The organism is Bacillus sp. BML-BC051 (assembly GCF_019656175.1).
Lineage (GTDB): Bacteria > Bacillota > Bacilli > Bacillales > Bacillaceae_G > Bacillus_A > Bacillus_A mobilis.
This window is the reverse complement of sequence record NZ_BPLI01000009.1, coordinates 1-26,278: the sequence shown is the minus strand read 5'-3', so window position 1 is coordinate 26,278 and position 26,278 is coordinate 1. Positions and strand designations below refer to the sequence as shown.

The window sequence follows — 26,278 nt, the reverse complement described above, 5'->3', positions numbered from 1 at the left end:
AAAATTAAATCATCCTTAGAATAGGGGCAAATTCTTTTAAAACATTTAACTATATAATAGGATGTGGTGAACATATGGATTTATGGTCTAATGGAGACACAATAAAATTCGTTAAAAGGGAAGTGCCCATATACCGAAAGAAAGGCAATGAATACATTTCAGATAGTCGATATATAATTGGCCTTCTGATAGAAGAAGAGATTGTAGTCCCTCACCCAGTCACAGACTTCCTTGATAAAAAGTACTATAATGAATCAGGTTCAATAAACAGCGAAAAAGCCGTTGCAGATACCTTGGTACAATTTCTTAACTATATACTCCATCAAAAGAGGAGCGGTCATTCAATATTTAAAGAAATTAGAGGTATTGCTGATTTACAATTATGCCATATGGAATCTTTTCTCGAGTATTGTGGAGAAAAAGGAAATCTAAGAGATACTGTTAAACGAAAAGAACATTACCTTCTACATTTTTATTACTTTTTTGGAATCCAAAAAAAAGTTTTAAAGAATACACCTCCAATAAATAAACCAAACCATTCCAACAGTTTAAGTCATAACAAATCATACAGAAAAACAAGTACCTTCAATGTAAATCTCTATTATAAGAAACCCAAACAACAAGACTATGACCTTGAAGTAATTAAGAAAAAAGATTTCCTAACCCAAAAGTGGACAACACCACAAGAAAAACAAGCCATACGTTTAAAAATAATAAGAGAATTTTTAATGATAGCGAAAATAGAGTTTCCTCATATAGCATTTGCAGTTTGCTTACAGATATTCGGTGGTTTACGTGCAGCCGAATGTATGAACCTTGATATAAATTCTGTATTATCTCAAAATAACTCACAATATGGGGAGAAAGGATTAATTTTAAATATTAGAGATAGACAACCAAATCTATTTCCTTTATATTCTCCTCAAAGTAACAACCAAGTGAAACGTCCACGGGATCAAGCTGTTTTACTAGATCCACTTGTTCCTTACTTATACAAAAAACATTTAGATTGGTTGAATAAAAAGCATCATTCAATGAAAAGGAAAAGTAAGTTTAAAAGTAATTTAGCTTTATTTGTTAATAGCCGTGGGGAAGCAATGCAGACTCATACTTACCGAAATATATTCAATAATTTGAAACGTTTTTACTTAGGAATGTTAAAAAATACAAATGGGAGATATGAAGATTTTAAAGAGTTTCGTGAAACAAAATGGAGTACACACATCGGACGTGGTGCCTTTACTAACCTTTGCTTAGATGCTGGTTATAGTGCTGTACAAACTGCTATCTTAAGAGGAGATAGATCACCTCAAGCAATGTTAGACTACACCGATATTTTAACTGCAACAAGTAGCATTATACATGCAATTGATACTATATCTCCTAAATCTATTTATTCATCCTATGAATTTGAAGAAATCGAATTAAATAAAACATGGAAGGATGTCATGCACTTTGCTAATACAGATAACAGATACACAGGACTTACAGATTAAAGAAGCTTTAATTAGCAGTGAACAATTTGCAGAAAGAATTGGCTTAAACCCATCCGCACCTTTTTTTTCAAAATACCTGTATACACAAACACTAAGACATTTAGCCACTGCAAATATTCTAGATGTTTGGGAGACAAATGATACAAAACTTTTTCTGAATCAACATGAAGACTCTGCCTACCTAGCGAAACACATGTCTGGTAAACAAATAATGGATAACTGTAATATTTCTCCTCAAACATTAAGAAAACTATGTAAAACACATAATATTCCTCTACATAAATTCAACACAATATACAAAGATATTTTTATTCCACTAGAATTCATTGAAAAGTATATAACCGACGATAAATACATTACTGGATATGATTTATTAAGAATAAGCTCTATAGATAAAAAATCAAAAAAAAACTTTCCACGCCGGGCATTACTAAGTGTGATTAACAACATTCAAAAACACAATTTGAATAGCTTATTGGGTTACAAGGAACTTACAATACCTTTATATTTCAAAAATACACCTCAGCCTCAACACCATGTTTTTCTTCGTGAGAAAGTCATTAATTTTTTTGAGCAACATGTGAGTATCAACAAAGTATTAAATGAATTATCTATGAGGCGAAGCAACTTAGTCACCCTCTTGCCTAACATTAATATAGAAATATATACGCTTTATGGCAGTAGCCACGATGGCAAATTTATTTCAAAAAACGATTACCAATACTTACAGACATATAGAAAAGGAATTACCAGCGGAGGAAATGGCAGTTACGCTCAGCGCAATGACAAATATATTGAGTATAGGGAAAAGTATTATACAAAGAAGCAAGTAATGGATTACCTTTCACTCAGCGGTGATTACATAAATATTGTATTAGATAGCTATGACATTAAACCCGTAGAAATATTAGAATACAAATTCAATACAGATAAAATAAGTTTTATTTACTTCTTTTCAAAAGATGAAATCCATAACTTAATCGAAAAACAAACGCTTCTAAAACGTCAATATAAGCAAGAATATTACACAATCCAGGAGATTAAATTACTTATGGACAAAGATGGTTCTACTACAAATTTTTTGTATTCCTATATACCCAGAAACAATATTCAACCTACTGAATGTCCCTCTTTATTAATGGGTGTATTAAAAAGATACAATGGCAGTAAGAATTTATTTCGAAAAGAAGATGTTCACCAATATTTATTAGATCGTAAAAACTGCAAAAACCTAATTAGTATCGAAATGGACGACCCTTTTAAAGAGTTCATTTACAAAACAGAAACACTTTTACAAATTTCTTTTTCAAAAAAGTTAATACGAACTAAAGATCTGTGGCTTCAATATGTTCGAAAACAATTACACGCTACCAGAAGTTCAAATATTAGCATTTACATTAACCAACTCTCAAAAACAAGTTTCCATTTAGCAGATTTATTAACTAAAGAAATCTATAGTTATTCTGCGTCATCCTTAAACAAATTATTTTTTGAAGAAAACTCAAACATACCTCGTACTTACCAGCGCATCCTATATCATTTTTGCCGAGAAGTTTATGCTTCTATTTATGAGGTTACACAAAAACCACCTTACACACTGGACAAACTTACTAATCCTAACCATTTTTTAAATCAACGTGATGTAGATTTATCTAGATATACCTATGAGGAGTACAAAGATTTATATCGATTTGTCAATGACTTATCAATACACAAACTTACTGCAATTCAAAATGTCGAATCTTTTCTTAAGGGAAACAAATACTGTAATTATGACAGTTATTGGTTATACATATTAATACAACTTACAAATAATTGGCGCCATGCAACAGTCATAACTCAAATTCCAGAAGTAGACTTATCGAATACTTCGATTACAGACCTAGATTGGTTAAAACAAAATAACCCTTCAATAGATGATGCTAACTCTATAATCTTCCAGGTAGGTCGTTATGTAAAAAAGATCCACAAAACTGGCGCAGACAGCATTTTTCGGATTGCTGATCCTTTAAAAATCGCTTTTGCAACCGCCATAAGTATTTGTCAATTACGCGCAAATGCTTATCATATCGTTACTCCAAGTTCAAATCAAAAAAACACTGTACCTAAAGATGTAGGTGCTTTAATATGGCTTAAAACTCGTCATATAGTTCAACCAAGACATACAGCGCATAAAGTCTTTTTTAAACATTTCAAACATGAATTTAAATTTTCTAACCGAAAAATGAATCGTACGCTTACTACTTTGATTTGGTCAGTATTAAGATCTTTAAACGCCGCTAGGGTCTCAAGGTCTCACTTTAATGAAAATTCAACGATGCACTACATTAAATTAGATGAAAAGCAACTTACTCATTTAATAGAGCAAATCTTTGAAAGGAATTCCTTCGGCTATATAACTCAGCTATTAACCAACAAATTATTTGATGGATTAAATATTGAAAAAAATGTAGAAACACAAAAAATGCTAGAGTTAACAAAGAGGTTTGGTGATGTTCAAAAAATAGAGGTTTCTTCTGGTCTTATAGATCGTCTAGCAACTGAACAATGGGAAGTTATAGATTTAATAAACAGCTTAAAAAAAGAGGAAATTCAACATCTACTTTCTCAAGCAACGGCCAATACATTATATTCTAAACAAGAATATTACCAATGTGTCTTTTCCCGCTGTAAATATGACGATATAACCAGTAATAGAGACTGCACCTGTTGTCCATTTTCTATTGTTAATGTATATGCCTTATCAAATTTAATGGACACGTATCTAAAAGGAATTCATCATATAATTTCTCATTTTAATAGTGCTAAAGAAGGAGAAAAGAAAAAAATGGCCAATCATTTCTACTTACTCTGGCTACAAGTTCAATCAGCTAAACTACAGTTTGGTGATTTAATATATGATTTTGTTGAAGGTGGCAAAGAGAAATTCTCGCTCCTTTCTCAACAATTACCAAAGACTAAAGAATATTTGACAGACGGTGTCTATTAAATACAATTGCATAGCGGAGGAGGATTTGCTTGTTAAAAATTAATCATAAAGTTTTAGAAGACCTTTCAACCCTTGATAATGCATTTGATATTAATAAAAATATTATAGAGGCTCAACAATTATTTAACGAGTATTTCGATATAAAATCTTTTAACCAAACAAAAGATTTCGAAAGTAACATCTGGTCATTCGCTGAATTAGTCAATGGTCAAACTTATTATTTCAACTTTGAATCTTTTCAACCATTGCTTAAGTTCAATAGTAATTTAGTAATTAGTGAATGTATACTAGCTTTAAAATGTTGGATTATTTTACATTTAAATTCTAAGTCCCCCTCAGTAACATATAAACTTTTTAGCAATCTATATTCTATTTGTCGACTAACAAAAGGGTTTCAAACGAACTACGAAAAGTTAATCCAATTAATTAACTCTGGTAAAGTCTATAGTAGAAAAAACTCTAAAAGCAATGACTATGTAACCAAAACTGTCGCTCCAGAAACCATACTACGGTTTATAAATAGTTTTCTTAGCTTTTCAAAATTTTATACAGATCTCCCTATAGATCCGCATTACATTCAGATACTAGAAGATGAAAGAGCTAAAATAAAATCATCTAACAGCAATCGTGATTTGCCTCCACCAAAAGATATCTTAGTCTTTAAAGACTGTATAGAATATTTTTTTATAACCCACCAAGACAAGATAACAGACAAATTAAAATTCAATAAACTGACTAAATTCTTTCCAGTCATCCTATGGTGGGATATAACATCCATTATACCAATGCGCCCTAGTGAATTTTGTTTAATTAAGAGAGATTGTCTCTCTCTTACAGAGAATACCCTAACCTTCCCTCGTCTTAAACAAAAACGAAATATAAAAAACAGAACTGAACTAACATACGACACATTACCAATTCCAAAAGAATTACATGGTAAAATTATACAATATTTACAACTAACATCAGAATATGAATCTTCCGAATACCTAATATCTTTCGCAGCCTTTAAGGAATTAACATTAAAGAACATAAAGAGCTCTATAAACTATGAACAAAAAATATTTACTCGAGAATATTTACAAAAATTAATTGAATGTTTTTATATGGAGGTTATTAAAGAGGAATATAACTTAGAGATTAGCAATCAACTTAAACCCGGTGACTTAAGACATATAGCCATCATATCACTAATGATGCAAGGATATGACCGAGTCGAGATTGAGAGGCTGGCAGGCCACTTTGACCTTAACACACAATATTCTTATGGAAACCATATGAAATTTTGGATCGACACAGATATACAAAGATTAACAAACCAATTTATATTACAAAATACAGAAAACTTCGTGTCACCACAAGGTGTTCAAGAATATGAAAAACTACTCGATGAAATTGCTTATAGTGAATTTAACACCTACAGTCATGATGCATCTAGTAATTTTATCGAATTAAACCTGGGTTATTGTAAAGATACAACAATGCCCTGTCCCTCATTCAATTGGAACTTTACAGGGTGTTATTTCTGCAAACATTGGGGTATATCACTACATGATTTGCAAGAAAAACGAGAATTGATTATTAAAGAAATTAGTGTAATTTATAACAATCTCCAAAAAAAGATTAATTACTTAGTAGGACTATATAATTTACACCATTTAGATGAATTCGGAAAAATTAATCCTGAATTAAAAACTGAGCTAAGGACAACATTTGACAAAATAGAATACGACAAAACTTCTCTCGCAAGATTACAATACCTATTAGGAGTGGAGATTGATGAACTCAAATAAAGGACCTGGCAGACCAAAAAAATATGAAATCAATGAAAAGCTTAAGCAAGAGATATTATATTTACTTAGAATTTATAACCAAAACCACAATCCTTACCCTCAAATAAAATATAAACATATTTGGGAATATGCCACTAATCTTTATCAACAAGGGGAATTCTCTATCAAAACGAGCTATGACTTTTGGAAAAAGAAAGATCGTATCGGCCGTCAGCTAGTCGATACAGTTAATACTATACAGTCACAAAAAGTTTCTATTTCTCAATCGATAGAACTAGACTTAATTGATATTAAAGAATTAATTGATAAGTATGGTGGAAAAAACAAAGAGTTACTGTGGGAATATTTAGAGCCTTATGATAAACACCTGTACAATATTGCTTCAAAAATTAAACAATTGGAAGATAAAAATAATAAATTACAAAATAAATTAAATAAACAAGAATCGGTCATTCAGACTCTGAAACAAAAAAATTATAGAATTCAAAAATCATTATTAGCCATGTTTACTTATAGTAACAAAGAAAACGAACTCGTAAATATGCTAAATACAGGTAACTCTAAATCACAAATCATAAACTTAGCATTACAAGACACCTTTGAAAATCCAACATCATTTATACAAGAATTAGAAAAGCATTTAGATTATCAAGCTATAAAACATTTAAATCCTTCTAAAGTAATTCCTTTACATTCAAACAACAAAAATCCAGACAATCCCCCAGAGTATGATCTATGAAATAGATATAATAAATTTGTTATATCTCACTGTTTGTAGTTTTTAAAGATTATTTTATAAAAGTGATAAACACAAATAACACCACCGGCATTCACGAAAAGTGTTATTTGTGTTTATAGTCTTCTAATCAAACAACGCTATTGCCTCTGCAAATTAGACTCTTCTTTATGAATAATATAATCATTGTCCCAAACGTTTGCTTCCCCCTTGAGATTGCCCATATCTTAACCAATCATATAAATGAGAGCTTCATTTCAAAATAATGTCCATAAAATAAAAAAGTCCCAAAAACATATGTTTTTGAGACTTAGACAAATTATACATACAAACGTTTCAATACTTGCTTCATTTCTGGTTTGATATTAATGATTGAACGTATTTCTTTTGCTTTTTCTTCCGCTTCCTCTACGTTAGATGCATGCCCTAATTCTACTAATAATCCGGTTGCAACCGTACCTGTACGATTGCGTCCACCAGAGCAATGGAAAAATACTGTCTTATCTTGTTCAATAGCTTCTTTGACCGCTGCAATTGCATTTTTAACAGATTCATCTTCGCCTTCTACACCTTCTACAATTGGATAAGCATGTCGCTTAGCTTCAACTGGAAATCCTTCTGGTTCTTGTCCTCCAGAACGTAAGTCAAATACTTCTGTAACTCCATGCTTTTTTACTGCGTCTTGTATAGCGTCTACTCCACCAATATATACTTTTCCTTTTACTGTTTGATTAAAAAAATGTTTTAGACTCCATGCCATTGGTGTGATAGCTTTTTATTGCCTGAAATTCGTTAATCTACACAACAATAGTTGTAGACTAATCAAGGTGATACTCACCTTTATCTATAAAGAAAATAAAAGAAAGTATTAGACTAGCAATAAAATTCTTTTTCATTGCAAAATATTCCTTTAATAAATACCTTACAATAAAAAACAAGCACCTTAATAAGTGCTTGTTTTTTTATTAACTAACCAAAATTTAATTCTTTTAATACATAGTACTCCCGTAACTATATATTTATTTTAATTTTCCTCTCAGGATCTAATTCTTCAGCATATTCATATGAAATATAAGAATACATATCCGTATCCTTCCATGCTTTTTCTTCATGTGAAAATTCACTTATGTCCCTCGAGCGCACACCTCCAAATTTTTCATTTACAAAGTATAATGTATTAAATTCCTCAGATGTAAAATGAAAGGTTTCGTTAGTATCAATATATTTTAGAATTCTTCCTTTTTCAGAGAAAGGTGATTTCTCAATTTGTACATTCGGCACACTTTCAAATAATGTTTGATGTCGATCAGGGCAAGGACCATAATCCATACAAACATATTTAGCGCCACTTATAGATCGTCCAAACTTTTTGAAGTGATAAAAATCACTATAAAACATCAATTTACACATAGATGTAAAATGGGGAGATTGTTCTTTAGCAAAAAACGCAACCATTTGCTTGAATTTACTCCAATTGAATGATAAAAATCCATTTTCCTCATCTGGTTCTTGGCTAATCATTTCCATGATCGGCTCTATCAAATCTTCTTCTATTTCTTTTTCTAATTGTAGCCCTTTTAACAAGGCTTCTCTAGTACTTGAGTTAATAGAATTCCCATTAGTTTCAATGAATTTTTTCATTAATATTGGATTAGCAGCTTGTCTAATTAACAAACTATTTTCAGCACTAGGTAAAGTCCCGCGCTCATAGCGGGCAATAGTATTCTCTCCAATCCCTAATAATAATGAAAATTCATGTTGAGCTAGGCCATATTTTTCACGTGTCTCAATGATTTCATTAACAAATACTAGACAGTGTTTTTTTCGATACTCATCAAACGCCTTAGCTTGATTGGATTTTTCTAAATTAAAATGAAAGGTTTCATGGTTACATACAGCACATTTAGCTTGATGACCACTAATTACAAAACTTTCATTTTTCACATGATACTCCATATGCCCTTCTTCTACATAGTATTCACGACTTGTATTACAATTTTCACAGAATACTAAATTGTTCATATGGGTTCCTCCTATTCTAAATTCCTCACATCTTACATTGCATCTTTTATGTTGTACGATAAGGATAAGTAATTGGATACTGAGCTTCATGGAAAGACATACACATCATATTATCAACATGTAAGAGCTCCTTAATCTTTACATACACTTCCATCGATAAATCACAGAAATCTTCAGGAATTCCAAATTCCCAATAATCCCCCGGAGGGAAACGATTATCTTTCTCATCTGACGGTCCCCTGTAGTACTCTTCATAAGTTAATTGTTCAACATGCCATAAAGCATCCTCAATACTAATACCATTTGAATTAATAAAGTCCATATTTTTTTTTCGCGGTTCAAAATGTATTTTTTCTTCTTTAATATGATTGAAAGTTTTTTGTAATACACTTTCAATATCTTGTATACTTGCAACAGTTGACATTAAGGGGCCCCCTTCTATTTATATAAAAAAATCCCCTAATAATAAGTATCCGGGAAATGTTTAGAGACTTGTATCCAATTTTAATAAATGTAAACAATTAATAATTTATATTCACATTATATACCATAATATACCACCAGTAAACTAAGAAAACTCGACATTTTAATACTCTAATGCTTACTATCCTTAGTTTCAATCTTCTACTACCTTTTCCTTCTTTACTAACTACCCCCTCTAATTATGTATTACTTAAAAGGCGTAAGGAGAATAATCCCTTACGCCTTTTGTAATTCTTTATTGTATTGCTAAAATATTTGATACAAAACCGAGTGAAGTAAATATTCTTTCTCTTGCTTAAATACGTTTATATTATTTTCTAACTCATCACATAAAGTCATGAGTTGGTCTATCCTTTTTACAATACGTTTTTGTTCATTTAATGGTGGTAATGGAATTAATGTATTTTTTAACTTTGTACCATTAAAGTTAGCTTGACCATTTTGTTGAACAATTCCTGGCTCAATTTGAGATATTCGATACCAGTTTGAATTTATTACATAATTTATATAACCATTATCTACATATTTCTCCATTAATCGGAGCCTAATTAGATATGAAGCGAAAGTAAATTCATCATCTATTCCTTTAAAAACTCCTGTTTTACCAACTAATTCATAGCTATTTGTTCGATTAAATAACAAGTCCCCATACCGTAGATATAATCTAGGTAAATCTTTTGAATTTTTATCTAAATATTTTAGATTAGATAAAACTACTTTTCCATTTTTAATATTATTCATTCTTAGGACAGGTACACCAATATTTTCTGTGGAAGCTTTTACTGATGTCCCTAATTCAATCAATGTACATAATTCCCCTAATCGTACCCACTCCCATCCTTTCGGAAGCTTGTATGGTTTATTCTCTTCACTTATAGGCAAAAAAGCCTTTTCCTTTTTTATTTTTTTTTCTTGAATTAATTGTTCTTTTTCTTGCTTTATTTTATCTAAAAATACTCTCGCTGGTTCATCATCCGAATCTTGTAAAACCAATATCCCTTTTACAGCAAGGGATACAATTGCATTTCGTAGTTGCTGAACCTGTTTTCTATCTGTACAAAGGGACGGCAAATTAGTTAAAACGAATTGTAAACTTCCCTTTAATTCCTCAACCGTTAATGATTGCTCTAAAGAAGAGAACGCAGATACATTGAGTCTCTCTTCTCGCTTTTGTTTCTTTTCCAATCGATTCTTTAGTTCCTCACAGAAACTCATTAACTGATCTACTTTCTTTACAATACGCTTTTGTTCATCTAAAGGCGGTAAAGCTAAAGATAAGTTTGAAACTATCTTACCCGATACTTCTTTAAAGGTAGTCCCTGATGCTTTTTCATCTACTTTTTTAGCAATGTGTTTTAAATAGTAATACAAATATTCATTTAGTTCTAAGATATAGGGAACACATGATTTAAACCCCTGATTAGTACTCAAGTCATTTGATGCTATAGCAACATATCCTATTGGTGCCCTACTAGAAAAAAGTACGCTTCCCTTTGGAAGTAATTGTGCACTACTTTTTTCTAACCCTAATTTAGAAATATATCGCCTTCCAGATCCAATATATTTACCTTTTAAACCATTTAAATCTGCTGGTGTTAACCATGCAACCTCATTTTCACTAAAATACTCAGCTACTTTTGTACTAGGAGTCCCTCCCCCAACAATTTGACCAATCTGCCCTAACTTAACCCAGCTCCATCCTATTGGAAGCTCATAATCTTTGTCTTCTTCTGCCACTGAAGAAAGTTGTTTTTCTTTTTTAATCTTTTTTTCTTTAATTAAACTCTCTTTTTCTACTTTTATCTTTTCTAACAACACACTTGCTGGTTCATCAGTCGGATCTTGTGGGACAAGTTTTCCTTTTACAGCCATATCTAAAATAAGCTCTTTTAGTTTATCTACAGATTCTGGAGTATCAAAAATGGTATCAAATTGTTCTAACAACATACTCATTTTATTCCCTCCAAGATAGATGATAACTCTTGTCTTAGATTTTCTTTTACTTCTTGAACTTGCTGTAAAGAACGATTATATTTTTCTAATGCTTCTGCCGGTGAAAGCAATTCTTCCTCTTCACTATACGGATTTTTAAAATCTAAATTATAATTTTTTGATTTAATTTCATCAATTGTTACTTTCCAAGCATGCTCATTTTCTTCACGATTGTTCCACCATTTTTTTTCAACTTCAAATTCTTCATAACGAATTGGTTTTGTTTTTGCATAGTTTTTATATCCTTCTGGAAGTGGATGCTCAAAGAACCAAATTTCTTCTGTTGTTTTTCCTTTTTCAAAGAACAGTAAGTTTGTATTAATTCCTGTATATGGAGCAAATACACCATTTGGCAAACGTACAATTGTATGCAGATTAAACTCTTTTAATAATGTCTTTTTAATCTCTGTTTTTACCCCTTCACCAAATAAGAAGCCATCAGGAAGTACAATACCTACGCGTCCATTATCTTTTAGCATGTACATCATTAATACCATAAATAAGTCTGCTGTTTCAGATGTTTGATATTTTGTTGGAAAGTTCAGTTTAATCCCATCTTCTTCAATACCGCCAAACGGAGGATTCGCAACGATCACATCCACTTTTTCATTTTCTTTGTAATCTTTAACATTACGTGCTAATGAATTATCGTGACGAATTTGGGGTGCATCAATATCATGTAAAATAAGGTTTGTCACAGCCAACATATGAGGAAGCTGTTTCTTTTCAATTCCCAAAATTGTATCTTGCAGAACTTTTTCATCTTCTACACTTTTTACTTGTTTCTTTATATGCTCAATTGCACTTGTTAGATAACCACCTGTACCACATGCAAAGTCCATCACTTTTTCACCAAGTTGAGGATTTACCATATCCACAACAAATTGTGTAACGGGACGTGGTGTATAATATTCACCTGAATTCCCAGCACTTTGTAAATCACGAAGAATACTTTCATAAATATCATTAAACGTATGACGATCCTCTTGATTTGAAAAGTCTATCTCATTTAATTTATTTACGACCTGGCGCATAATCGTCCCTGATTTCATGTAGTTATACGAATCTTCAAATACGGACTTTACAATTGCTACTTTTGCATCTGTATATTCATCTACCTCTATAGCTTTTAATTCAACAAAAAGTTTGTCATTTACAAAGTCTAATAATTCATCCCCTGTCATTCCTTCATCATCGCTTGCCCAATCGCGCCAACGTAGCCCCTCTGGGATTACAGGTTGATAATCCTCCAGTACAAACTCCCATTCCTCTTCCTTTGCATCATATACTTTTAAGAAAACCATCCAGACGAGCTGAGCAATACGTTGTGCATCGCCATCTACCCCTGGATCTTTTCGCATAATATCTTGTACAGATTTAATAACCGTTGAAATTGACATTTATATTTCTCCTTTCTAAGCTGTATAAATCTCTTGCTGTAATTCTTTCATAGCCAATACAAATTTATTTGTCCCACCAAACTCCCTTGCAATTTGAATTGGTGTACCAAATTCACGAAAATCAGGTATGCGCAGTACTTCTTTATCCAAATTATTAATCCCCTCATCAGCATATTTATCAAGAATCACATCTAACACCGCACGAGCTGTTTCACTATATTTTGCAAAGTAATTACGCTTTTTCACATTGCTAGCTCTTTCTTTTCTGGTAAGAGGTGACATATCAAATGCTACATGGCAAATTAAATCAAAAGGATCGAAATCTTTCCCAACCTCTTCTTGAAGTTCTTCAAACAGAATTCCCTGCTCTTCTAATGCTTCAATTACAGCTTTCTTCTTTTCCGCTGCATTCCACTCTTCTAGAAATTCACCTAATGTATGATAATGAGATCGAACACTTTTTCTTGTGTAATCTCTCAGAGATTCTGTGATTAACTTACCATCTTTTCCATAATACATGACACGCTCATGAATTACTCTCACTTCTACATCATTTATATAATATTTTTTCGGTTTGTCACCTTCGTCAGGATCTGGCCAATCTACACTTCCACCATCACTACCCGAATTAGGAAAATCATCTGTATTATCGCCTGAATCTGATTGTTCACCTTCATCATCTGTAGGGACTTTTCCATCTGTGGTTTTTATAACAACTGGATCACCATCAAAGGTTGGGTCAGCAAAATGTGCAGTGACATTTCTAAAATCCAGGATAGTAAAGAATTGTTTACCGTAATCCTCACGAATACGAGTGCCCCGACCAATAATTTGTTTAAACTCAATCATACTTGATATATTCGTATCCAGTACAATAAGTTGGCATGTTTGGCAGTCGACTCCTGTTGTTAAAAGTTTACTTGTAGTAACAAGTGTTGGATATTTACATGCCGGATCAATAAAACTATCTAATTCTTTTTTACCTTCTTCATTATCACCAGTAATACGCATAACGTACTTAGAATTCATTGCAACCAAGTCACTATTCTCATTTACAAGTGCTTGTCTCATACGCTCCGCATGATCAATATCTGTGCAAAAGAAAATCGTTTTTGCAAAGCGATTTCCATTCTCTTTAAGATAATCCGATACTTTTTTAGCAATCATTTTTGTTCGTTTTTCAAGAACTAACTTTTTATCAAAATCTTTTACGTTATACTCACGATCTTCAATTTCATAACCGTACTTATCACGCTTTCCTTTTGTTGGGCGATACCCTAAGTCTTTATCTAAAGCAACACGAATTACTTTGTAAGGAGCTAAAAATCCATCTTCAATCCCTTGTTTTAAAGAATATGTATAAATCGGTTCCCCAAAGTATTCAATATTAGATACATCTTTTGTTTCTTTTGGCGTTGCAGTTAGACCAACTTGTGCTGCTGGACTAAAATAATCTAATATTTCTCTCCAAGCTGAGTCTTCTTTCGCACTTCCACGATGACACTCATCGATGACAATTAAATCAAAGAAATCTGGTGAAAACTCTTTATATACATTTTGAAATTCTTCTTTCCCAGAAATCCCTTGATATAAAGCTAAGTATACTTCATGAGCCTTATCTACTGTTCGATTCGTAATTTTTGTCATCTTGTCCCCAAAATGACGAAAGTCATTTGACATTGTTTGATCTACAAGAATATTACGATCAGCTAGAAATAAAATTCTTTTCTTTGTTCGCGCCTTCCATAAACGGTGAATGATTTGAAATGCGGTATACGTTTTTCCTGTTCCTGTCGCCATTACTAACAAAACACGATCTTGACCTTTCGCAATTGCTTCTACTGTACGATTAATTGCTACACGTTGATAGTAACGAGGACTCTTCCCGCCATGTTCAAAATGAAAATCTTGTGTAATCGTTTGTTCAGCTTCTTCTGTAATACCTTTCGCCTCTTTATATCGTTTCCATAATGATTCAGGAGAAGGAAAATCATTTAAAGCTATGTCTTTTTCTTTTACACCTTCTGTTACAGTACGATCATGCTCTATAAAAGCATCGCCATTTGAAGAATAAATAAATGGTATATCCAAAATTTCACCGTACTCTAACGCTTGCTGCATACCTGTACCTACAGAATGTTTATTATCTTTTGCTTCAATAATTGCAATAGGAATATTAGGTTTATAGTAAAGAATATAATCCGCACGTTTTTTTTTGCCACGTGTTACCTTTTTTTTACGCACAAAGATTCGACCATCTGTAAATGTAACTTCCTCACGAATTTGTTTCTGCAAATCCCAGCCAGCGTTTACAACAGCTGGTGTGATAAATTTAGAACATATATCTCTTTCCGATAAACTTTTCTTGTTCATTTCCTTCTCCCTCCACCCATTATTACAATTATCATTTTATATATATATCTAAGTAAGATTATACCATTTAAGCTCTCTTAAACATTACATTCTCATCTCCTCCTGTACTAAAAGAATTATACAGAAGGAGATATTCTTTTCTTACTCGGCCATTAAACTTACCGCTTTCCCTACTCCCATCTTTTCATAAATGTTTATATAGCCTTCTTTATATAACTTTTCGGCTTTCTCTAATAACATTTTATACTCTTGCTCAGTCACATTTATCTCTTTAACAAGAAGATTCTGTTCTTGTATATCTTTTTTAGGTAATTCAATAACTTCTACATCTTTCGCAGTAACAACTCTCATTACACTACCTTTTTGATAAGCTTCTAAGAAATATAATCCAATAGGACTTTCTAAAAATGCCTTAATATAATGCGGATTATGTTCTTCTTTATTTAATAAGCGAATACCAATAAACATATTAGATAAAACCGCTTCCTCTACATTATCAGGAACTACAGCAATCTTTAATGCTGTACCACGGCTAGAAATAATAATGTCTCCAGATTGCACAATATATCTTTCAATATTTTGGACCGGTAATCTATCTAGCTTATTAAATTGAATTTTTCCATCTTCCACATCCTTAAGCTGAATCACTTTGTGACCTTTTCCTTCATTTGCCTTAATAGCGCTTTTTGAAGGCAAGTTTACTCCACGGAATACTTTTGCAATATCTCCAAGTTTTATTTTATCTTCCGTGCTGTTCTCATACTCATTTTTATTAACCATAACTTTTCCAATACGTGTAGATAACTCATATTGAGGAAAGTAAACTTTAGGATTTAACACATAATTTTCTTCTTTAATTTCGTTCATATTAACAATTCTGCTATCAACTTCATTATTTTGAAACTCTTCATATAAATAGATAATGTTATTGATGTCTTCTGTACGTAAATACTTCTGAGTTCTTGTACTTCCATAATTATCCTCGGCAAGGATAAATTGTACTTTCCCTCGTTTTTGTTCGTCTTTATTCTTATTTAATAATAGAATAGCGACTGGAATACCTGTGCCTAAGAAAAGATTAGAAGGCAATGTAATAACCGCCTCAATTAAATCTTCATGAATTAAAGCTTCTCGAATTTCTTGATCTGCCGCCCCACGGAACAATACGCCATGTGGAACAACCATTGCAGCCTTACCATTTTCTTTTAGAGAAGCTACTGCATGTAATACAAATGCCATATCTCCATGAGACTTACTTGGAATTCCATATCTAGTAAACCTTCCATAAATATCCCTTTCAGCTTTTTCACGTTCCCAAGTTCCACCAAAAGGAGCATTCATAGCAATGTAATCAAATTGTATTAAGCCATTTTCATTTATAAATTTAGGATCAGAAAGAGTATCTCCTAATGCAAAATGCCCTTTCTCCTTTTTGACCCCGTGAACCATACTATTTATTTGAAGTAAACCGTATATGCCTAACACAATTTCTTGCCCATATACCGAAATTTCTTTATTATATTGAAATGCTTTCATCGTTGTTTGACCTATACCAGCTGCACCATCATGGAAAGTTCCATTTTTAGGAGATAACACACGAATCATCAATTCATTTAATCCTTCAGGAGTGAAATATTCTCCTCCTACTTTCCCCTCACGTAAAGCTAGTTCACCAAAGATTGCGTCTATATATTCCCCAGTTGCATCTGTATCATTAAATTGCTCTTTACTTAAAGAATATTTATTGATAATATTAATGACCTCATATAAAGTCACATTATCTACTTTAGAAAAATCAAATGAAGTAAATACAGCTTCTAACCGAGTATTAAAGGATTCAACATTGACAGAAAAATCATTCAACCTATCGCTTAAATTTGTAGGAGAATTAATTAAAGACTGCCATGTTATATTTTCTGGAAGGTTATATCCATGCCCCTTATTAAGTAAAAGAAATTCTATACCAACTATCCTTGCAATCACATGCTTATATTCATTAAAAACTAGAATACCTCTTAATTTCTCTCCCACATTACTAACAATATCTCTTGCCAATGACTTAATATTTTCCATAAATATTCATCCCTTCTCTTTATAAGAATTAACTTTTTATTAATAAGGTATTTAAAATTCCTTTTATTTTTTCTTTAATTAAAAGCCACCTTATCGTGGATTTTTCGAATCGTACTATTTACCCCTTTGGTTTTATGATAAATAATTGGTATATCAAATTTCTTTGCTACTTCACGTACCTCATACATCGTTTTATGAGAAACCGCATTTAATATAAGTATAACACAGTTAACTTCTTTTATGAGCTTTTCATAAAATTCCTTCGAGCCTTTTCTTTTTATCCTTCCATCATGAAATAATAGTTCTAACTTCTTTTCTTTGCATTTCTTTAAGTATCCCTGTTTATTATCACCACCAATAATTGCTACTTTCTTCATAATAACCCTCCTATAATTTTAATAAAAACAATATCTTTATAAGGTATTGTTAATTCTCTTTTGGAGTGGCACTTAACTGCCTTTCAATAACTCTTGATATAGTTATAACATAAAAAGATATTTTTTGTAAAGGTATTATCAATTCTTTTTTTAATATTTGTTTTTACCCTTAAATTTTTTCTTTCACAATAGCGTGGGAGAGGTACGTAATATCTTAGTATATTCATGATACCCCTCCTACATGCAATTTTATTTTCACCCTTGTATTTTCATATATATTCTCTTCGCCCATAAACCTGATATTGTCTTTGTATGTTTCATAAAAGAAAAGTTGTATATTCTGTCTTGATTAAGTTGCTCCCTATTCCACGATCCACGGTTTTCAATTAACGATTGGATAACTCTCCAAACTAGCCTTTTATGTACTGATCCAAACACTTCATTATACTTAGGTACAACAACTAAAGTAGAAATTGATTTATAATCTGGTCGCCCCATCTCAATTAATAAAAATTCCCTTTCATCATCTATTTTTAATAGTACATACATAAACTTTCTTCTCACATGCTCCGTAACAAAGCTAATTCCCGAATCTCCTGGTAAATCAGCAACCTGAACATCTAGTACTTTTACATCATTATTCATAATCAGGTGTCTTACGGCATTCATAAAATCTTCGAGGCCGCTATCCTTTGCTTCAAACTCTACCTCTAGGGATTCAAACTCTAGAGGTTTTACTTTTCCACCTCTAGATGATTGAACTGTTGTGACAATGTTGGAAGCAATTTTCTCAACATTATCTGCATCTGTTCCTACTCGCTTTGTAGCCACTTTATCACTATCTAATATTTCAACATTTGGCTTTGTTCTAAATTTTAATTTTGTAGTTTGTACTTTAACATGTGAAGTAATTTTTTCATTTAATGAGGGTGAAAGTGAGTCATCTAAGACTCCTTCTTTCTTATCAGTTGAGGTCTTGGTGTTTTTTGTAGCTTGTTCATCTTTTTCGTATAACTTTATTACTTTTTTTCCACCATGTTCTACAGTTACCTTTTTAAACGGGTGGTAAAGCCCTGAGGCTTCTATAATTTCTAATACTAATATTACGTTGTCTACTTCTCTACATCTTACTTTTAAAGAACACGTTCCGGATAAAGGCATATTAACCTGTACCTTACTATTTCCCCGCTGAAGGGACTCTTCTGGATTATAAAGAGATTTATAAAAATGATGCCAAGTATCATTTGCCTTTTCGTTATACATTAACCAGATGAAATGGTTAATTAAATTTTTAGTAACATATGATTTTGGAATGCTGTCATTTAGCTTTAATGTTAATTCTCTTCCATGCTCTTCAACTTCATCAATTAAATACTGTAATCCAACAGGATCTATAAGAGCATTTGCCAAAAAACGTGAAGGTGCTAACAAAGCTCTTGCTATTTCAATACAAGGAATCACTACCAACTTATCCCTATAAGTAACACTCCAACAATTTTCATCGTAATTCTTTGGGTACTGCAATAAGTATAAATTTTTCGGAATACATTGCACCGCAGGTTTTATATTACCTTCATCAACATTTAACATTTGAATATTTTTTATGTATCCGTCCGATTCACGTAATGGTTTTCCATCTACTATGTATTGTCCTAGACGTAACCATGGTAATGATCCAAAAGGTATTGTTGCCTTTTTCTTAATACTTCGGTCTTCTTGTTGCAAAATAACATCTAATACCCATTCCTTATTTTCAACTCGATATGGTGATCGAAACCAATGTACCTTTATTCGCTCATTTTCTTGAAATGGCCACTTTTTAAACTGTAAGCTCTCCATTGTACATTTCCCCCATTCCCCGATAAAACATTTAAGAAGAAATCCCTTTCATAATTTCATTGTACACTAGAGAGCTGTAGTTTTTCCTTAATCCTGCTAAACGCTCAATTTCCCATTTTCTTAACACCTTATTTTGCAGCTTTAGTTGTTTAATAACCCACCTTACTCGCCTTACTTGAAACTCTTCCATTGTTTCTTTATACATATTTAAATTCTCCATCGTTAACGGTAATTTATTTTTATAATGTTGAAACCACGCCTCTTTTCCTAGTATCTTCCCAATTCTTGTTGGTGTAATTTGTACAGGCTTCTCATCTTGATTATGCAATATTCTCTGACATTCTTGCTCCACTAACTTGCTTAAAACTAAATCCCTTTCCTCCCAATCAACTCTTACAGCGCATGATCCTTTTCTCTTTTTAGTTATTCTTTTCGGTTCATTAGCACTTCCTGTTCTTTGTAACCTTACATATAAATTCTTTTCTTTCTCAACCTGATCTTGTAGTCTTTCAGTTTCAATCAACTTTAAATATTTAATTACTGTACTAACATCAACATTTAACGCTCTCGCTGTTGCTCGGTATGATATATTTTGTTGAGATATCTCCTTTAACTTTTCATACCATTGACTGCCAAAAGCCTTTATTCTTCCTATCTTACATGCATCTGTTTCAGATTGATCTGGGCCTGTCCGGGAATAAATAAAACCACAAGAACAACAGAACGTTCCAACAGGCCGCTTAGTATTGTAGCATCTTGAAATATAAACCCGATTTATAACCATTTCACCAAAATGTTCTACTGCCTTGTTTAAACAAGGCCATGGTCCATGGCCAAATGGATTTAAATACGTATCCTCCAACTTAAAATCTTGAACTGTTCCGAATAAAAATCTCATCATTAATACGTGACGTAAAGGATGAATTGCTTTTTTTGCTTTTCTCACAATAAACGTTAACCAATTGTGTTGCCCTTCAATCGAGCATTCTAGTAAATCTAATAATTCTTTCCCATAAAACAATTGAAATTGCTCATGTAAAAGTTCTTGTTTAATCCTTTTTCCTACTGTAACAAACCCTTGTCTTGTTAACTGGCTCAAATACATTGTTTTTGCTTCATATAAATTCTCACCTATCCCATGTTCTAGTAGAAATTCAATATCTTTTGCTATTTGAAATAACAAGTTTCTTGTCTTCTTTGATATACTTATTTCTTCATACTTTAAAGAATCGGTCACAGTCAAAGGAAGCGCTATAAACTCATGTTTGTTGAAGGAATCCTTTTTCTTAAAAGGTTGTAACCACACGTTATGTTTGGAACACACAAATACCCCTGGTACTTGATGTATTCTATGAAAGTATGGTTCACCATATTGTTTTAAATCCTCGGTCAAACAATTTGAACAGTAATATAAAGAATGCTTTGTACATATTGCACCTGCAATAATCCCCGTCATCATGTGAATGGACTGTCCATTATCAGCTATCATCATTTCTTTAAGTTGTTGCGCTCTATTGGCCGGTAAAAAAGGAGAATAAAAAGGATATAAAGTATGTTTTTCTAGTAGCTTTTCTGGAGTAATAGAAGAATGTGTTGGAGATATTCTGTTACATAAACTGTAAAGGTGACTAGGTAAATCAATTGTTGACATTACAGTCTTTTTACCGAACAAATCATCTAATGTATCTTTAATAGAACTGTTAGCGCTTCTCATATGATATCTCGCAAAAGTACTATATAATATTTCATCAGGATAAGGAGTTGGAAAAAATGTTAGCATATTCTATCCACCCTGCTCTGTTAAAAATTCATCAGGTTGCTTTATAAAACCAGCTACTTTTAAAGCATCATAATTTAAAATTTTCTTTTCTTTCGCTTTTGAATAAATCAACCTTAAATCATCAGCTTTTTTATATGTAGCTTTTAACTTCTTTATTTTTGTTTTACTTTTTGCTGTACCATCCCTCAACTTTGAAAGAGCATGTTTAAGCGCTAATTGTTTTAAATCTACTTTTGTTAATTTATCTAGGTTTTCACTTACTACATCTTTTGCGCATTGAGAAGCTACTACTTCTTCTACACCACCCTCAATTAACCATTTTCCCACTTCTTGAATCAATGGTTCATAGGTATTGTAATCCATTTCTTGCTTCAGCAACTCTAACCGATCTTTTTGCTTAAGCTTCTCTTCTATTTCATTTAATAGATCTACTGTTTCCATCTTCGAGAAGATATCACCTAACTTTTCGATATCATCTTTTATTCCTGTTCGTAACGCTTTTAAAGCTGGCTGAAGTAATTGTAATCGGTCCCTTGCTACAGATTTAACAATCGAAGGTGTAATATGTGATTTGTTAGTATCAATGCATCTCCATTGAGCTAACATAAATAGTTTTACTGCGATATCACTAATTCCTTGTGATTCATAATACATAACCTCTCTAAAATGTTCGTCGTATTCTACAAATTTACTTGTCCATTGATAACACCATAACCCCTTTAAAAAGTAGTCCCATTCATCATCATTTTGCATTCGGCTCCAAATTAGATCGCCTTGCCCTGACACTCGTCTTGCATTTCTAAATTCACCATCTAAAATAGATGATGCCTTATACGTACCAATTAATATTACCGGCACACCAATTGTATTAACGAGTTGTACAAAGAAATTCAACATCTTTGCACTTCCCCCACTTTTCGCTTCGTTTAAATTTTGAATTTCATCAATTACTAAAACACCTAAGCAATGTACAGCTGCAATTTGAGAAATAATAGGAAGCAATTCATCAACCGTCTTCCGTCCACCACCATGTTTCTTATAATAGTTTCCTCCTAAAATTTCATCCATAGCACTTAAAAAATTCAAACATAGACCTTTAATAGAACCATCATGTGGACAATCCATCTTTAACCAAACAACTTGATACAAATGTAACGGCTGTTCTTGATAGCTTGTATGTATGACGACTTGTGGATACATATTTAACACTTTTTCTAATGTTGATGACTTCCCAATTCCAGATATCCCGACAATGGCAAATCCTGATGAACTAGCATTCAAAACCTTACTTCCAGCATCTCTACTATTTGTAATTAAATGATAAGCGTCCTTCCGTACTTTATAAGCATAGTTAGGTGTTAATGCACTTCTTCCTAAATATCCATCACGAATAATTCTAGATATCCTCTGTTCTATTTCTAAATGAATAGATAATGGTTGAAAAAAATCTCTATAAACCCTTTGCACCATATGCATCCTTAAATGTGAAGGATACGTTTTCTCTTCTTCTTTATATAAAGGCCGATTCGCTAATTTTTTAATTACTTCTGTTTCACTATAGATTTCAGGAAGAGCCTCTATTAATGGATTTCCTTGATAGTCTTCAATTTGCTGACTTTTATAATCCGCAGCCATTACAGCACCTTTTAACAAGAACTTTTTGATACTCATGCATGTTCACCATCCAACTCAGCTAAAATAGACTTTAATTTATCGATCTTTTCAGCAGGTGCCACATACTCTATAGGTTCCCCCTGAACTGATTGCGAGACAGATTCTTTATTCTGTTCCTGCTCATTTTCCCCTAACACAAATGCTTCCGTCTTACGATTTTCTTCTTTTTGCATTTTTCGGTTTTTGTTAATGTCTTTTAAACGTTTATTTTTACTTAAATCACTATTCTCGATAGCCGTTTGAGTCTCTTTCATCGCCTTTTCTGTAATTGCTTCTACCTTTGTATCCAGTTCAATTTGGGATACTAAATTGTTATATGCTCCCTCTTTACCAAGTTGTTTTTCTAAAACATGTAATTCTTCTATTTCTTCAAAACGTTTATTGTAATACCTCTCTGCTTTGTTAGATAAATGGCATTTCTCAAAACTTCTACCGTTGTTTAATAATAAATAAATTTCGTTAGCATTTCGCACATCATACACAACAGGAACTTTCCAACTCCCTCTATATCCAGCTGTTGTATACCATTGTTCACGTATAGCTAAATTACAAGAATAAGACATCCCCTTAAAAATAATTCCAGAGCGAGTAACAGTTGCTGTTCCTCTTGGCATAAGAGCCAACTTTACAATATCTTCTGCTTCTGTTTTCAGCCGACCATTTCGATACTCAACTCCCCACTTCCATAAAACTGTTGGAATAGGTAGTACATCATTAGCCACCATAAATTGATTTCGATCATAAGCCTTCATATAATGAGAGTTATTATGGTATAGAATTGAATGAATAATAACTTGTGTGAACTCATTTAGTGTTAATGTTGCATCTAAACGATAATCTCGTTCACCTCGTTCACGTTTTCGAGCTTCAACAGCACCTGGTATCCACTTAATTGACCTCAAATTTAGCAATCGAAATTGTTGCTCTACAACTCCCTTCCAATCTGCTCGGTAAGGTGCAGCCAATTCAATATCGACCCCTAAAGAGTCTCTTAATCCATTAGGCTTAAGTCCTTCAAACTCTCCTCTATCTGCAAGAAGTATTTCAGGTAAATGATGAATTGGCCAGTCTTCATAATTAATATCCAATCCATAAGCTGCACAAAGCTTAACTTTATCCATTGACGTACTAAGCAAAGCCATCATAGCCCCAATCCAACTTGGCCCTTCTAAACCTACATAAAATCCAGTAACTATACGACTAAAGACATCCATAACTATGTAAATGATTGGCCTTCCAATAATCCACTCGCGATTAAATTCATTCACTAAGTATATATCCGCAACAGTGGCATCAATTTGAAATCTTGAACCAGGGCCAAAAGACTCTGTTGTTGAACTCCCCAAAATTGGCCGATGTTTCAGGTTAAAAGCATGTTTTCCTATCCTAGCTTGCAAAGACTTTTCTAAATCTTGCTTCTTTCGGAACCAATAATAAAACTGCTCGTAAGTAGGTAATTGTTCTCTAGGAGGTAGTATAGGAATCCGTTCTTCTCCTTCTACTTTAAAACCGATATTAAAAAATTTAGCCATCGTCTTTTTATATGCCCTTTTAATATTAGGTTGATTTTTCGTATTGTAAAATAAAGAAATACCAGCTTGAAAGCTATGCTTTATTCCTTCTGTTATATTGATTCCACCGAGTTCTTCTACTACCTTAGTTGGTCTTCCCCTTTTCACTTCACTACTACTTTTTTCTTTTCCATATCCCCCGGAGTTTTTATAATGCGGTATTAAAGAATCTATCACTTTTCCTGATTGCCAGTATCTTCTTAAATACCGATATATCGTGCTTTTATGTACAGAAATCCTCTCCTGTAACTCACGAATCATAACCCCACGTAATCTCGGATCATAGATACTAGGCTCATCTTTGACTAAATGTTTTATAATCTCCCACGCTTCATCCCTCTTCTCTAAATAAGTTTTTGGTAATGCATCACGCTCTTCTAAAGGGAGATTAAATTGATCGATCCACTCAATTATCTTAAATTGCTTCCCTGAATGATTTTCCACATATTCTTCACTATTCTTTAACGTAGGTAACGCCTTAGCATCATTAAGGGCTATAACAACAAGTTGTTCACCTATTGCATCAATCCAGAGCACTCTTTCTACTTGAACAACATCAGAATTATTACTATCAATCCATTGAATAACTGTATTCACTGCCAATTGATGTCTCATTGATATCCCTCTGCTTTCTTATAATTACTGTTTGTAGAAATTAAAACTCCTTTTAGCGGAAGAGATGGAATAATCTTTTCATTCATATTAACAATCCATCTTTTTCTTGCAATAAAATGCCTTATCATAGCTAGTGAAGTTCCTGGTTCTAACCCTAAACGATCGTCTGTTTGTGAAGTGGCAATAGATAAGGGAGTTGTTTCATCTTGGATAAGCTGATAAACAATTTTTTCTATACTATCTACAATAAAAGAACCTAACTTCGAGACATCTGAATTGTGATACTCTTTACGAACCCATTTCACATTCTCACACAATATTTTTGGTATCTCTTTATCGGTCACAATACCCCAATCTATATTTCTCCGCTGCCAATATTCCCTTTCAATTTCTAACTTCTCTATTGTACGAGCATCCTCTAAATCACCCGCATATTTTAATGTTCTTACAAATTCTTTCGAACCAACATTTATGACAAAATCAGTAGTCATCACTACAATTTCTTTCGTTTTATTATCATTAGGATGTTTAATCCCTAATCCTTCAGCTATAGATACTGTTTCTTCAATAGGTAGTAAAGGAAACTGCTCTCTAATGTCCGTTACTGTACTAGACCACTCTAACAAATAGAAATAATCACTTTCTAAATCAGATAAAAGGTGGTGATCACGTCCAGTCTTCCAACCTTCTCGCTGACCATCTCTTCCAATAGAAGGAACATCTTGTGCTAAGAACCAAGGTTTATAATTTTTTCCTTCCTTTTGTCCACGTCCTTGCTTAATATACCTTTCAATTTTCTTTGCATCCCATTCATACTTTCGCTTTGCCACAATGAATCCCTCATTTGACTGTTTAATGGTAAATAAAAAAGGCTACCCATTTATGCAATAGGTAACCTTTTTGTTCATATTATAAATTTGTTGTCTCTAATCCATAGTACCTACTACTTTAGATACCATTATGGCCAACCAAATTGAGTCTAATACTTTTTTTTAATAGTCTACAACTATTTTTTAACAGTCTAATACTTTTTTCTATAGTCTAAAACATTTTTTTAATGGAACA

Annotated in this window: 17 protein-coding genes; 4 read left to right on the top strand and 13 right to left on the bottom strand. The window is 32.5% G+C overall.

Translation table 11 applies throughout. The annotated features are described in order from the left end of the window. The first annotated feature begins 74 nt into the window (after positions 1-74). The 4 genes from K5S59_RS02625 to K5S59_RS02610 are packed head-to-tail and all read left to right on the top strand — an operon-like array spanning position 75 to position 7,017. The gene (locus tag K5S59_RS02625) at positions 75-1,496 is read left to right on the top strand and encodes a hypothetical protein (protein WP_202293834.1); all 1,422 of its coding nucleotides are present in this window, start codon (positions 75-77) and stop codon (positions 1,494-1,496) included. Next, a complete protein-coding gene (locus K5S59_RS02620) occupies positions 1,456-4,485 on the top strand; it encodes a hypothetical protein (protein ID WP_202293837.1) in 3,030 nt (1,009 codons plus the stop codon). Before K5S59_RS02625 ends, K5S59_RS02620 begins: the two co-directional genes overlap by 41 nt. Positions 4,486-4,514: 29 nt before the next feature. Beyond that, the gene (locus K5S59_RS02615; protein WP_151633512.1) at positions 4,515-6,278 is read left to right on the top strand and encodes a site-specific integrase; all 1,764 of its coding nucleotides are present in this window, start codon (positions 4,515-4,517) and stop codon (positions 6,276-6,278) included. Continuing rightward, positions 6,265-7,017, top strand: coding sequence for a hypothetical protein (locus K5S59_RS02610; RefSeq protein ID WP_202293840.1), 753 nt, complete (start codon positions 6,265-6,267; stop codon positions 7,015-7,017). The genes K5S59_RS02615 and K5S59_RS02610 overlap by 14 nt, the downstream gene beginning before the upstream one ends. Before the next feature lie 316 nt (positions 7,018-7,333). Here K5S59_RS02610 and K5S59_RS02605 read toward each other — a convergent pair whose 3' ends face one another. The 13 genes from K5S59_RS02605 to K5S59_RS02545 all read right to left on the bottom strand — a co-directional run bounded on the left by K5S59_RS02605 (position 7,334) and on the right by K5S59_RS02545 (position 26,043). Further along, positions 7,334-7,774, bottom strand: a complete 441-nt coding sequence (locus K5S59_RS02605; protein WP_220784037.1) for a protein-tyrosine phosphatase family protein — start codon at positions 7,772-7,774, stop codon at positions 7,334-7,336. 251 nt (positions 7,775-8,025) lie between these two features. After that, positions 8,026-9,036, bottom strand: a complete 1,011-nt coding sequence (locus tag K5S59_RS02600) for a type II TA system antitoxin MqsA family protein (RefSeq protein ID WP_076873725.1) — start codon at positions 9,034-9,036, stop codon at positions 8,026-8,028. Positions 9,037-9,082: 46 nt separating this feature from the next. Beyond that, entirely contained in the window at positions 9,083-9,460 is a 378-nt protein-coding gene (locus tag K5S59_RS02595) for a hypothetical protein (RefSeq protein WP_076873724.1), read from the bottom strand. 305 nt (positions 9,461-9,765) lie between these two features. Beyond that, positions 9,766-11,472: a restriction endonuclease subunit S gene (locus K5S59_RS02590; RefSeq protein WP_076873723.1), complete on the bottom strand. Its 1,707-nt coding sequence runs from the start codon at positions 11,470-11,472 to the stop codon at positions 9,766-9,768. Next, a complete protein-coding gene (locus K5S59_RS02585; RefSeq protein ID WP_076873722.1) occupies positions 11,469-12,911 on the bottom strand; it encodes a class I SAM-dependent DNA methyltransferase in 1,443 nt (480 codons plus the stop codon). Before K5S59_RS02585 ends, K5S59_RS02590 begins: the two co-directional genes overlap by 4 nt. A 15-nt stretch (positions 12,912-12,926) precedes the next feature. Continuing rightward, positions 12,927-15,284, bottom strand: a complete 2,358-nt coding sequence (gene hsdR / locus K5S59_RS02580; protein ID WP_076873721.1) for an EcoAI/FtnUII family type I restriction enzme subunit R — start codon at positions 15,282-15,284, stop codon at positions 12,927-12,929. A 141-nt stretch (positions 15,285-15,425) separates the two neighbouring features. Next, entirely contained in the window at positions 15,426-17,357 is a 1,932-nt protein-coding gene (locus K5S59_RS02575; protein WP_076873720.1) for an N-6 DNA methylase, read from the bottom strand. 74 nt (positions 17,358-17,431) lie between these two features. Continuing rightward, complete coding sequence (locus K5S59_RS02570; protein ID WP_076873719.1) at positions 17,432-17,734, bottom strand: DUF2325 domain-containing protein; 303 nt, start codon at positions 17,732-17,734, stop codon at positions 17,432-17,434. Between the two features lie 255 nt (positions 17,735-17,989). Next, on the bottom strand, positions 17,990-19,573 hold the full coding sequence (locus tag K5S59_RS02565) for a hypothetical protein (RefSeq protein ID WP_076873718.1): 1,584 nt from the start codon (positions 19,571-19,573) through the stop codon (positions 17,990-17,992). Between the two features lie 31 nt (positions 19,574-19,604). Further along, a complete protein-coding gene (locus K5S59_RS02560; protein WP_076873717.1) occupies positions 19,605-21,353 on the bottom strand; it encodes a TnsD family Tn7-like transposition protein in 1,749 nt (582 codons plus the stop codon). Positions 21,354-21,356: 3 nt separating this feature from the next. Further along, a complete protein-coding gene (locus tag K5S59_RS02555) occupies positions 21,357-23,024 on the bottom strand; it encodes an ATP-binding protein (protein WP_076873716.1) in 1,668 nt (555 codons plus the stop codon). Next, positions 23,021-25,213, bottom strand: a complete 2,193-nt coding sequence (locus tag K5S59_RS02550; RefSeq protein ID WP_076873715.1) for a Mu transposase C-terminal domain-containing protein — start codon at positions 25,211-25,213, stop codon at positions 23,021-23,023. Before K5S59_RS02550 ends, K5S59_RS02555 begins: the two co-directional genes overlap by 4 nt. Further along, complete coding sequence (locus tag K5S59_RS02545; protein ID WP_076873714.1) at positions 25,210-26,043, bottom strand: TnsA endonuclease N-terminal domain-containing protein; 834 nt, start codon at positions 26,041-26,043, stop codon at positions 25,210-25,212. Before K5S59_RS02545 ends, K5S59_RS02550 begins: the two co-directional genes overlap by 4 nt. Positions 26,044-26,278: the final 235 nt, after the last annotated feature.